The sequence below is a fragment of the Spirosoma harenae genome, assembly GCF_054776975.1.
Genome location: NZ_BAAHBD010000010.1, coordinates 1 through 14074, shown reverse-complemented (window position 1 = coordinate 14074; position 14074 = coordinate 1). Strand labels below are relative to the sequence as shown.

General features: G+C 42.9%; 3 protein-coding genes and 1 pseudogene. All 4 read left to right on the top strand.

The genetic code is table 11. The annotated features are described in order from the left end of the window. The first annotated feature begins 18 nt into the window (after positions 1-18). Complete coding sequence (locus tag ACYVE4_RS13970) at positions 19-3366, top strand: DUF499 domain-containing protein (protein ID WP_461040725.1); 3348 nt, start codon at positions 19-21, stop codon at positions 3364-3366. 206 nt (positions 3367-3572) lie between these two features. Further along, the gene (locus ACYVE4_RS13965) at positions 3573-6914 is read left to right on the top strand and encodes an STY4851/ECs_5259 family protein (protein WP_461040723.1); all 3342 of its coding nucleotides are present in this window, start codon (positions 3573-3575) and stop codon (positions 6912-6914) included. Between the two features lie 12 nt (positions 6915-6926). Continuing rightward, a complete protein-coding gene (locus ACYVE4_RS13960) occupies positions 6927-13142 on the top strand; it encodes a DEAD/DEAH box helicase (RefSeq protein WP_461040721.1) in 6216 nt (2071 codons plus the stop codon). Positions 13143-13667: 525 nt separating this feature from the next. Then, positions 13668-14074: pseudogene (locus ACYVE4_RS13955) on the top strand (hypothetical protein); the annotation flags it as partial.

Sequence of the window (14074 nt, the reverse complement as noted above, 5' to 3'; positions counted from 1 at the left end):
TAACCCTTCCTAATCAACATGGCCACAATAAACGAAAACCTCTTTAAAGCCTTAGGGCTATTTATCGACGCATTCCGCCCCTATATTATTTCACTCCTCGCTAAAAACGAAGGCGACAAGTGGCCTGCCGAATACGCTAACAAGCTGAGTATGGGCCAGCGAGACAATTGGGATAAAGGACTACGCAATGGAACAGCACCGGAGCAACTTATTGACTTTAATAACATCCGCAGTTTCGCATTAGGCTTCAAGGAACTACTAAGAACTGACTTTGGCAAAGATGCTAATAGTTTGGCAACCTGGCTGGATGATATTACTGCTGTTCGGAACAAACTTGCCCATTATAACACAGAGCTTTCTGACTCAGAGGTAACGATGGCTTTTTTCAATATGAGCCGCATTGCCGACAAAACCGGGATGACAGATTTGAAAGACAGTCTCAAACGATTACAACAGCCTGGTGTTGATTCGCCCAGTATAGAGATACCACCAGTTGCTGCGGCTACAGTCTCGTCGCCATCCATCCCAACTCCTCAGTTACCCACCCAAGTAACTAACACTCCGGCATCTACAGCAAAAGGACTGGCCACGGCAAAGCCTTGGTTTAGTGTCGTAAGACCCCATCAGGACATTCGACGGGGGCATCTGGATGAGTCGGTTTTTGCGGCTAACCTGGCTGATGTGGCCCAGGATCAGGGACCAGAAGTTTATCGAAACGCCCCACTCTTTTTTGACAAAACATATCCAACTGCAGGATTACGAACCGTAGCAAGTCGAGTAATTAAGGGGTTGAATGGCGGTCAGGATGCCGAAAATCGGGTTATTTCCTTGCAGACTGGTTTTGGAGGTGGTAAAACACACACGTTGATTAGCCTGTTCCACTTGGCCAAAATGGGCCGTCAGGCCACTAACTACGAGGCAACAAAAGCTTTATTGGCACAGATCGGCGAACCTACGTTTGAGAAGGCCAACATTGCCGTTTTTACCAACACAACGAACGATCCGTCACAAGGTCGTCCGGTTGAAGCAGACATTACGCTTAGGACTATTTGGGGCGAATTGGCCTACCAGCTTGGTGGGCGTGAGGCCTATGAACTCATTCGGGTGAATGATGAAACCCGAGTAGCTCCCAAAGGATTATTCAAAAAAGTGTTGGCTCAAGCCCAGCCAGCACTGATACTGGTAGATGAATTAGCGGATTACTGCATATCGGCATCTGGAATTCCTGTAGGAGCGCTAACCCTGGCCGACCAAACGACTAGCTTCTTGCAAGAACTGACCGAGTCGGTATCGGCTTCTGAGAGATGTGTCCTAGTAGCTACGTTACCCGCTAGTGTGGCCGAGGTAGCATCATCGCCAAATGCTGCCCAAATACTGAGTAGTTTGCAAGCCAGGATGGCCCGCGTAGGAGCGGATACCAAACCGGTTGCCGACGATGAGATTTATGAAGTAGTTAGACGTCGCTTATTCGAAGACATGGGCGATGAAGAAGAACGGGAAGCCGTCATTTCGGATTACATGGAGCAATACCGCAAAATGAAATCTGAACTCCCAGCCGAGGCTAGCCAGGGCAAATACCGTGATCTCTTGCGGAAGTCCTATCCCTTTCATCCGTCGTTAATGGACGTGTTTCATAAGCGATGGGCCAGTAATAGTGATTTTCAACGAACTCGAGGGGTATTGCGGCTTCTAGGGTCCATTGTTTCTGATTTATGGAATCGGCAGCGATCCCTACCTGGCTCTAACGGACTTATTCACCCATCCGATGTCAACTTCGCTAATCTGGATGCGTTAACCGGCCAGATGAAAAAGTTATATGGCAATGGCTATGATGCCGTTTTACCAGCTGATGTAATTGGATCAGCCTCAAATGCCGGACGTTTAGACAGCGACCGGGCAGATTTTGGCCGGTATAATCTTACGCAGGGAATAGCCACTACTATTCTGCTCAACAGCTTTGGGTCTACGGGTTCTCGGCAGGGTATTGGTGTTGATGAGCTGAAACTAGCGGTAATGAAACCAGACTCATTTAACCACAACGTCATCAACGCGGTGCTGGATGCGCTGGAAGCAAATGCCTATTACCTCTACTACAGCAATAACCCCAGACGATACTGGTTCTTTACCAAACCGAGTCTGAATATATTGGTTAGCCGTGCACGGCAAGAAGTGCAATCGGGCATTGAACCGGAAATTCTGCGACGACTGAACGAGCGGAAAGCCAATATACAAACGTTTACTACACTAATTGACCCCGTGGATGATATTCCGGAACAACAGAAACCTACCCTTATCGTATTAGGTCCCGATAAACCAGCTACGCATGACGGCGTTTCTACGAAAGCTAAGGCACGAATCGAACGACTAGCTACAAAACGTGGTAACAATGAACGATTATATCGTAATACGCTACTCTTTTTATTGCCAACCTCAGCTGGTTTAGGCAAGTTGAATGATTATGTAACTACCTACTTGGCCAGCCAGCGGGTTAGCTTAGATTACATAAGCCAGTTAGATACAGACCAGCGTACTGATCTCAAAAAGCGAATTGATACAACAAACCAGGACATAGAAAAAGCGCTTGCTGCTACTTATTCGGTATTGATTAAGTATTCTGCCAAGAATGGCATCACCAAAGTAGAAGCCGCCCAATTCCGCGAATCGTTCGATGCACAGGTAAATGGCGTATTGGTACCCTTATTGAAAGAAGGTAGTCAAGATATCTGTGTGCTGGAAAAAGTTAGCTATAACACATTGGCTAAAGCTAACCTTTTACCCGCCGTTGGTCATCCTATTCAGGCTAAAGAAATCTACGAAGCTTTTCTGAGGTACGACGATAAAGATATGATCGTTGGACCACAGGCTTTGCAGGAGAGTCTACTGCGTTACTGTAGTGCAGGTCAATTTGCTATTGCTGCTGGGGATGGTAAAGATTTTCAACGTGTCTACTATCAAGAATCTGTTCCCTACTTCGATGTTCAGGACAGCACATATTGGCTAGTTGATAAGAGTTTATATCAACCCAAGCCAGCACAAGAGCCTGAACCAGATCCTGATGGATCAAGGCCTTATCAAAATCCTGTTAAACCTGAAGGCTTTGAGGAACCCTGGCCAGATCAAGGCTCCAAGCCGGATAATGGACCTCGACCAATTAAGTCTGTAACAGTTCATGGCAAGGTCGATATAATCAATTACAATCAGGTTTTTACAACATTCATCATGCCGTTGGCCCAGAACGGCGTTGAAATCGAAATTCGGATCAAAGGCAAATCCACCGCTTCCAAGCCACTAACCGAGACATCACAGGAGTATAAAGTGGTGATAGAAGGCGCTCGTCAATTAGGGTTGCAGGTTGACGAAGAATAGAAACCTCAATACTCAAATTACTAAAAAATATAGGCTACCGAGTAGATTCTCATAGCAGTATAATTATACTGTTATGTAGTAATAATTACTATATAAAATCAAAAAATACTATCTATGGTAGATCTTAATGGTCCTATTTGCCTCTTTTAAGGTCTGGCATAGTGCTTGCTCAATTATATACGTATACCATCGTAATTTTTGACACCATGCTAGTTCCTCACCCTGCAAAAGAATTTCTAAGTCAGTTTCTCACTAAACGCCATAGAAACCCTTCTTTTGATACACCTTTGTATTCATATAAGACAAGTCGAGAAGAATATAAAGCTTTAAAGACATTGCTTATACAAGCATCTCCAACTGACACTTCACTTAGTATATCAGCTTGTTTCGTCCTATTTGCTGCCGAATGGTGGAGACGTAATTACAGTGGTGGACACTGGGAATGGGAACCGATTTTTTCAGAAATCAGGCATACGTCATGGAATAATACCAACACTCGACAATTATTAACTACCAATGGATTACAGTACTGGAAACGCTCTGTTTTTCAGCGCGCAAACGGTGACCGCGCTTATTTAGGAACCGTTTTTGTTGAAGCAGGTTTACCAATAGGTGTGTTGCTTAATCCCAGCAGCCACATTCGTGAATTAGTAGTCCGTGCATTTGATCAACAGCAGACGTACTTCTCTGATGACTATTTGTTGCTGGTTCGAGAAGCTGCTCAGAGTTTAAACTTGCCTGCTACCTTACAGAATGATGCCTTTTATGAACTAATCGGGCAGGTAGTAAGTGGGCTTCTGTCTCTGAAAAAGGAATATGGCTTGGCATTACAATCCGACCCACTCTCTTATCTGCAACAACATGTCCCTAACTGGCAAGACAGGTTACCACTATGGCTTGACCACGATGCAAAAGCAGGTACATTCTTAGGCGAATTACTTGTAGAAACAGTCAGAACTCCACGCCGAGAGCCAACGAAGATTACTATAAAATATCGACTGAAACAGACTAGGGAGATTTGGTACGTCCAGTCTACGCTTTGTATTCCTGACGGTCACTATCGTGCTGATGATCTTTCAATAATGCAGGATGATTTTGCGTCCTTACCAGATAAAGTAGCTATTAAATTAGTTACAGCGAAGACTGAGCATCGATTAGATTATGCCTTTAAAAACGGAAATGAGTTATCTGTTCGTGGGCTAACTCAAGTTATAATTCCTGATGATATAGCTACAGAACCTTGGCAGTTAGTACTGACTAACACCTATAACGAGATTATTACTACCATCCCGATACCCTATTGTGACGGACTACCAACTGACTTACCTTGGGTTTTTATCGAAAACGAAGTCGGCGACTGGTTATTAGCGGGTATTGGTAGCATCCGCATTCGGTCGAGTCAGGCACGCGTTGTCTGCTCCGCCAGCCTAAATTGGCGAGACACTGAAAAACCCCGAATGTACATTGGAGATTTAACTAATGAACTGGTCATTTACGACATTCATTCGTCGGCGCATTTACACGATCTAAACGATGGTCAGACATTTCAAATAAGACTTGCTGAGAACGCTGATGATACATATGTGTACATGCTTTTACCGCAATCAGGGGCCAGCCAAATCAAATATTTTCCACGATTACACCCTCATCTCTACTTAGGCTTTCCTCGACTATTCCGAGTTCATACGCTCTCGGGTATTCGTTCACTGGTTTCTCTGAACCGAATTGAATATAAAATAGGCTCTACTTGGCGTGATTTAACCCGGGCCGAATTCCAATATGGACGCTACAAAATCAGAACTATCGACTCTGAGGGAGCATTAGTCTATAGCCAGGAGATTTCAGTCTTACCATCTGATTTTGCTATTCATATTGATCAGAAGAACCCATCAATCGTACTATTCCAGTCGGAACGGTTTGCTTTAAGTGTATACATTGGTAAAACAGATTTAAGTGCACAGATAAGCCGCGAAGGTAATGGCCACCGAGTTACGCTGCTTCGTGATAATGATCGTGAGCGAATCCGGCTTCGACTTTCATCACCAACCACTCAAGCAATTGACATATACGTACCTTTTCCTGCTACTAGTGGATATTTTATAGATAAATATAGTGCTCAATCACCACGTGAGAATCGACTTTCAGTAAATGAGATTTATGGTAATGGACTAGTAGTAAACAATTTAGATTCAAGGGAGAAAACACACGACATTGTTTTTACTCTAGATGGCTGTCATAAACCCCCTTCTTTAGCAGAAATTCGTCGAGAAATTCGACTAAAACCCTTTTCATCCGAAATAATTCCGCTTATCCGCTTTCAAGATGATATACGTAGGTTGTTGTCGTATGCCGATTCAGTTGATGCAAAAGTTCGCGTATCAGTACCAACTTTTCCTGTAAGTCCTCGCCTGTGGCTTACTCAGCATACTTGCAATACGAATTTTGATCAGTCAACCAGAACAATTAGTTTAAAAGGGGATTCGCCTATAAATCAATTACCCATTTTACAAGCCTTTCGTTTAGATGAGTCATTCAAGCCAGAGAAGTTAATTCGACTAGAAGCGTTGGCAGAAGGTTGGAGTTTCCCTGCCTTGTGCCAAGGGAAATGGTTTTATTTCGCTGCCCCCGATTCAAGCATTCAAATCAGGCCGAAGGTGGCTGTTTTAGAGAATTCCGAAATAGGAGACTGTACTACAGTAACGGCCATTTGGGAGGCCGCTAATCTATCCTATCAGAATCGGCAGGAGGTACTTCGGAAATTATTCGATTCTATTGCATCCGATTTCAGTGATGCTAATTGGGTGGAACTGGATGCCTTGTACACAATTACAAAGCATTTGTCACTTCAGGCATTGGATGCATGGAAAGCCCTCATGATGTCTGATGGAGGTTTGGTTTGCTTTTTTTTACGCTCAACCCCAGATCGACTTGAACGCTTTACTGACGAATTTTCTATTTGCTGGTATCGAATATCTATAGTAACCTGGCAACAGGGTATAGCTGCCTATCGTCAATATCTGGATGGCCTTAACCTGCCTAGCAGAGAGATCGTTAACGATGCTATAGAGCAAAAGCTAACTGAATTGGACAAGGGATTTAAGCTAAAGAGTCTGGCGCAGATACTTCGAAGAATCAACTTAAGCCAGTCTTCTGATTCTAATGACAATTTTCAGGTTTATAGTCAAACAAAAACCGTACAATGGTTACTGAGCTCAGCCTTAATCGGTCAGGAAAAGGAAGCAGGCCTTATTGGAAGGCATATTAATCAGAAATTCCCCACCGACCTTGCCGAAGAACTCAGATCGTGTGTACTGCAGCTACCTATAACAGTACGTCAATTACTACCCGATTTAAAAGCGCAGCCGTATACGCGACCGCTTGTGTATTTGCCTGTTGTGCTAGCTTATCATTCGGTTTGCCCACAGCATATTGATATTCGTCAGTTATCTCCGCATCTAGTTACGAAGCTAATCGATTTTGATGCCGAACATTTCTATTTCTTTTTTAATCTTATTCAGTCATTCTGCTGGCTTACACTGGCTTCATAAACTTGCTGAGAGATGCCTAACAAACCTTATTTTAAACCTTTATTCAATCAATTGAGTAGTCGCTCAATTGAGGCTACGCTGGGTACTCTGGGTATTAAATCAGAACCACTAAAGAACCATCTTCATCGTCAACTCAGTACCGAGCTAGCGGAAGGTAATCGTATCCTTAGCGACCCTGTTTTTGAAGCTGTCTTTCCATGGGAAAGTGGTCCCTTTACATTTCAACAATTGTCAGCTGATGGTACGCTCCGTCCTGCATTGGTGAGCGCACTAGCGAAAGAACAGCGAAAGGTGCCTTATGATGATACAATACTTAATCTTTCAGAGCAAGCTTTAGCTGAACATATCAAACCCTACACTCACCAGCTACAGGCATGGAATATTTTATCGTCTCCAGAACCTCGTTCCATTGTTGTGACAAGTGGTACCGGCTCTGGTAAGACGGAGTGTTTCATGGTACCTATTCTGAATGACTTGGTTGGGCAGATTGAAAAAGAATCAGATAACACGCAACTTGAAGGTGTACAAGCATTATTTATTTATCCACTTAACGCCCTCATTAATAGCCAGCGAGAAAGGCTACTTGCTTGGACATTACCCTATAAACATCGGCTTCGATTTTGTCTTTATAACGGCAATACACCTCGTAGCTTAAAGAGAGATAGCGTAGCAAATCGTCCAGCAAATGAAGTACATGATCGCGAAAATTTATGGCAGTCGCCCCCACCGATTTTGATCACGAATCCAACTATGTTGGAGTATATGCTTATACGACAGGCAGACCGTCCTATCCTGAAGCGATCACAAGGTAAGCTCAAATACATCGTACTGGACGAAGCCCATACTTACATAGGTTCGCAGGCAACTGAATTAGCTTTACTGTTACGAAGGGCGTTAAATGGCTTTGGAGTTAAGGCTGAGGACGTACGATTTATTGCAACATCAGCTACCATTGGTTCAGATGATAATGCTAAGGAGCGTCTCAAAAAATACTTAGCAGATTTGGCAGGCATTGCCATGACAAACATTGACGTTATCGACGGAAATCGTTACGTTCATCCCCTTCCTCCTCTGGATATACCTAACACGTTAGCAACGGATGTATTAAAATCTATGTCTGACGCAGAACGTGAAATTGCCATTATCAACAATAAGACGGCCCGACACTTAAGAGAACAATTGGTCCAAGGGCCTCAGACATTAACAAATTTAGGCCAGGCGATACTACCAACACTTGATTCTTGGCAGCAACAAGAGCAAACGTTGGAATGGCTTGACCTTGTATCGCAGCCAAGTATGGTGGAGGATATACCTCATTTCTTACCTATAAGAGGGCATCTTTTTCATAAAGTGTTGCACGGATTGTGGGCTTGCGCTAACCCTGAATGCACAAAAAAAATAACTACTCCATTGGAAGACCCTACTTGGCGCTTTGGTAATGTTTATACACAACAGCGGCTGAGCTGCGGTTGTGGGGCACCCGTTTATGAACTAGTGTCATGCAACGAATGCAACACAATACATCTGAAAGCCAAACGCAGTGATGACCAATTAGTACAATCCCTCCAAAATGAAGAAGATGGCTTTTCATTTGACATCGAAATCCCCGACAGTGATGACGAAGATGTAAATCAGGATAGCCGTTCAATAAGTGTTATATTAAGCACTTTCCAGCATGAAGAGTATGAATATGAAAAAGGTTGGCTTGATCATTCAGGTACGTTGACAACTGGAACGAATCGGAACGCTTTTCGGATTTATTGGAATCAGTTCTCAGAAAAATGCTCGGCTTGTGGTTATAAAGGACGTAAACAACAATCAGCCTTTCGGTCTGCCTATCTTGGTATGCCCTTCTATACAAGTCTTGTCGTACCAACACTACTTGAGCATATTCCAGATGGTACCCCTAATGAGTTAACAAAGCCCATGCGTGGGCGAACGTTATTGACCTTTACTGATAGTAGACAGGGAACGGCGCGTCTAGCCGTGAAGATGCAGCAGTATGCCGAACGTGCTCGGATTCGAGGCCTAGTGTACCAACAGGTACAGGGGAGTGTAAACCTGACTAAAATTGCTGAACTCAAAAAGCAAATACAGGAAATTGAACCACATGCTTCATTGATTCCAAGCTTACAAACTGTAATTGATGAGAAAAAAGCCGAACTGCTAACCTTAAGTCAAAATACAGTTACATGGGAAGAGATGGTGACTGCTCTCAGCAATGAACCGGACATTAAACACCACTTATTTACATATTATCATGACCTAGCCCCTGCATCATTTAGTAAACAGGCGTTAGAACATTTCTGTCGTTTTTTACTTACTCGCGAGTTTAACCGACGACCCAAACGAGCTAATACACCCGAAACGCTCGGATTAACCGCCGTTGTCTATGAAGGATTGGATACAGTTAAAATAGTGCCTGGCGTTTGGACTAGTGCTGGCCTTGCACTCAGTGACTGGCATGATTTCTTAAAAGTGTGTTTAGACTTTTACGTTCGTGACGACGTGTATATTAGTATTTCGGAGGATTGGCTTAATTGGATGGGGGCCACTATCTATCCAAGGTATCTACTCGCACCCAACAGCCCTGAAGCGTCGCAGCGGAATCTCAAAAAATGGATATCTTTCAGTGAAACTCGTGGAGTAAGGCAGCATCGTATTATCCGATTGTTGGCTCATGTGCTGGGCTTTGATCTGACTATAATCAATCGCCAACAAATTGACATACTAAACGAGTTAACAGAACGGGCATGGTTCGCGCTAACCAGTGTTGGTTTGCTACAACCTTTTGGTGATGGGCGTTTTCAACTTCCGCTCACTAAGATGAAATTTCGGAAAGTTACTGAGGCCTGGTTCTGCCCAATCACGCTACGTATACTAGATACTACATTACGGGGTATTACGCCTTATTTGCCCATCGGAGCTTTTTTGAGTGAGGGTATGTGTCGAAGCATCCAGATGCCCGAACGTCCACTTCTAGTGGCGCAGGATTATGAGGCAAAACTGCAGGAGGTGCGTACTTGGCTCAGAACAGATCCACTTGTACAAGCAGCACGAAGCGAAGGAATCTGGACGAATCAAAGCGATCGCATTGCTGAAGGTGGGATTTTCTATCGAGCAGCTGAACACTCCGCTCAACAATCAGCTCGACGGTTAAAGGAGTATGAACGTCTATTTAAAGATGGCCGTATTAATGTGTTGAGTTGTTCAACGACTATGGAGATGGGGGTTGATATTGGAGGATTGACCATCGTCTGTAATAATAATGTGCCGCCATACCCCGCCAATTATCTACAACGAGCAGGTCGAGCGGGCCGTCGCCGAGAGTCACGAGCACTTTCATTTACTCTTTGCAAAAGTAACCCACTCGATCAACAGGTCTTTAGGAACCCGTTATGGCCATTTGTGACGAAGATGAAGCAACCTAATATTACTCTGTCCAGTGAACGTATTGTCCAGCGTCACTTGAACGCTTATTTGTTTGGCTATTTTCTAAATGAGGTGTTGGTTGTTTCAGGCAACACGATAACTCTTACGACAGACTGGTTTTTCCGTGCTGAACAAGAAGGAGTATCAATTTGTCAACGGATGCTGGACTGGTTTAATAAATTAGCTGACAGTAGTGAGCAGTTGACTCTGCACAAAGGACTCGATTCAATTCGACGAAATAGCGTGCTACAGGCTGGACAACTAGAACAGATTTATCTGAAATCAGCACAGGTACTGACACAAATCGCAGAACAGTGGCAAACCAACTATGACCGATTACAAACTGAATTAATAGCAGCAGGTCCAGATACCAACAGCGCTTATGTGAATAGGATTAAATTTGACTTGAAACGCCATCAGCAGGAGTATCTGCTAACCGAACTTATTACAGGTGATTATCTACCTGGCTATGGTTTCCCCACAAATATTGCCACGTTTAATCCGTTCACTATAAGCGATTTCAGATGGACAAAGGAGCTGAAAGAGGAGCGAGAGGACAGTATGTCGCTGATTCGAGAAAAACCTAGTCGTGACATTTCAGTGGCGCTGAGTGAGTATGCACCAGGTGCAGAAATTGTCCTCGATGGAAAAGTATATACTTCAAAAGGTATTACCCTAAACTGGCATAATCTAGATGATACAGACCGTGAAGCCCAATTAATACAAACCGCCTGGCGATGCACAGCTTGTGGTATGTCTGGTGTAGCACGAAACGCATTTTCTGGTCAATGTCCTCAGTGTGATAAGTCTATTAAACCTGATCAGCAATTTGCGTTTATTGAACCTACTGGCTTTGCTACGGGATTTTATGAAAATGCGACTAACAACGTATCTCAGCAGAAATATATACCTACCGAAGTGCCACGGGTAAACTCGATGACACCGCTTCAACCACTGCCAAATGTAGCGTTAGGTCATTTCAGAACCGATGAACATGGACAGGTTTTCCATCACAACTCAGGCGAGCATGGGAAAGGTTTTGCTGTTTGTCTAAGCTGTGGTTATGCCGATTCTATGAAAGTCGACGGTTCGTTACCAATCAACTTTAATCAGCACGAAAAGCTACGGGGTAAACAATCAACAAGTAATAGGTTTTGTGAACCATCGCAAAATAGTATTAAGCATAACCTTCATTTAGGGCATGTTCATTATACTGATGTTTTTGAACTTTTTGTAAAAAATATTAATAATCAGTTTCTGCGTATTGATACTGTTGATAATCAAGAACTATGCTGGTCCTTAGGTGTAGCATTACGATATGGACTTACTCAAGTACTGGGGGTCAATGTCGAAGAAGTTGGTGTATTAGTTAGGCAGGTCAATAACAGTGAGATTGACAATTATCCTATTTATAGTATTTGCCTATACGATACAAATGGTGGGGGATCTGGGTTTGCTTCGCAGGCTCCACATGTTTTACAGGAAATGTTTGAGGGAGCTAAACGACTGCTGGAATGTCCAGCTCACTGCATAAATGCCTGCGAAAGTTGCCTATTACAATACGACACCCAGAAAGTTGCCAATAAATTGGATCGTCATAGAGCATTGGCATTTTTAAACGATGGCTATTTGCAGCAACTGGGTCTGCAACCACAAGACCAGTTATTAGGTACTTCATCGAAATATTGTGTTTATACATTACAACAAGCGCTGAATTTCCTACGTACTGAACCTGGTGATGTTCTACAGATTCTAATTGATGGAGACGTATCCGATTGGAGCATAAGCGAGTCATCTATCCGAAAACGGATTGGTGATTATCTAAAAAAGTTTTCAGGGATAGAAATATGGCTCAATTCGGAAAAGCTGAATTTATTGGACGAAGAAAGCAAACGGGACTTGTACAGCCTTCTATCGATCGATAATCGGATTAGTTTAATAATAACGACTCAAGAGATTGCGTTGAAGACGGGCTCGCTAATCTGTGTTATCAGAAATGGGAATACCACCAAACTAGCGTTTGCAACTACACAAGCCCAAGCACTTGCATTCAATGAAAACTGGGGGGATACCGAAGGAGCGCTATTGGTACGTTCGTCCGATTTGGAATGGATTCTAAACGGAAAGTCAGTTGATAAAAATACGCTTTTACCTGTCGTTAATCCAAATCTTGCGGAAGTATCCATTACTACCGAGTTAAATGGGACGCTGGCCAATTTTGGACTTAAGTTTTGGGAAATGGTCCGGCAGCAAGCACCAGAAGTCATAGATGATTTTAAGCAGCAATCAGTCTGTGCAATAACGTACTCAGATAGGTATCTAGCCTCTCCATTAACCGTAATCCTATTCACTCAGCTTCTTAAAGCAATACCATTTGCGGTAGAAGATGAATGCTCGATTGGATTACATGTATTAATCTCGCAAGACGCTAAAAATCAATATTATAGCCGAAGAGTTACTGCCAATTGGTATCCATATGAGGATATGTCGCGGCAAGCATTCACAGAAAAAATACTAGAGGATTTATCAACGGAATGTACCGTTACAATGTATAATAGTACAAAGGATATTAGCCACTCCCGAAACCTAAAAATAACCTTTGATAATGGACATCATCTCGTATTTAGGTTTGATCAAGGTGTAGGTTACTGGCAAAACGATACATTCCCACATCCAATATTTCCTTTTGATAAACCATTGTTCGACCAGCTGCAGTGGGTACAAACAAGTATAAATAAATACAGGATACGCAATGGGCAGCTAGAACCGACTTATGTATTTATTAGAAGATCATAAAACTCAGTTCTGGATTACAACTCATGCTAATAAACAAAGAACGTTTATGTTTTTTGACTTACTCCTGACCCAAAATTGGTAGTGAGTGGGAAAATATAATGCCAATGAGTTGCCTACATCAGTTCTTCCCAGCTCTCATTGGGAAGAACTGATGGCATTCCTTATGTTGACCTTTCAACTGGATATAGGTGAATGTACTTCGAATTAGCCATGATTTCCCCTTTGTATAAATCTGGTATCATTTTTGCTTGATCTAGAAAGGAGTAAGTGGCTTATAAACAATGGTTTATCCTATAGAGCTTATGTGCCAGATTTAATAGTAAGTAGCCTCATTACTGATAAGTATACCAAACGACGATTGAAGTTGGACTTTATCACTTGGTAAACCAAAATTATAATATAATACAGGTTCTTCGAATAATCCTCAACGTATAGAGATCTAATAATTAATATGTTACCTCTTCTTCTACTAAAGAGGAGGTAACGGTTGTAAATTAGTTACTTTCCACATCTTCCTGAAAAGTTATGTCTTCAGCCTTTCGATGGTTACTATTTTTTTTTGCTGCTCTCTTATCCAAGAATAATAGTTTTGGGCAGACAGGCGTAAATGGGGAAGTATCTGGTTTATGGACCAAAGCCAACAGCCCGTATATAATTACGGGTTCAATAACTATACCTGTTGGACAAACATTAACTATGGAGGCAGGGGTGGTGGTTGAATCATCTCAGTTTGGCCGCGACATTAATGTATATGGTATACTGATTGCTAAGGGCACCGTCTCTGATTCTATCCGATTTCGTGGTAAAGCGGATCTTGCCTACCACCCTCAATCCACTCATGGGGGAACCATTTATTTTAATGCAGAGAGTAGTGCTTCGATTCTACAATATGTCTCAATTGATCAGATGGGCGATGCGTCCAGTAGTGGCCG

Coding starts and splice junctions, on each gene's coding strand:
- ACYVE4_RS13970 (WP_461040725.1), top strand. CDS start 19: ATGGCCACAATAAACGAAAACCTCTTTAAAGCCTTAGGGCTATTTATC.
- ACYVE4_RS13965 (WP_461040723.1), top strand. CDS start 3,573: ATGCTAGTTCCTCACCCTGCAAAAGAATTTCTAAGTCAGTTTCTCACT.
- ACYVE4_RS13960 (WP_461040721.1), top strand. CDS start 6,927: ATGCCTAACAAACCTTATTTTAAACCTTTATTCAATCAATTGAGTAGT.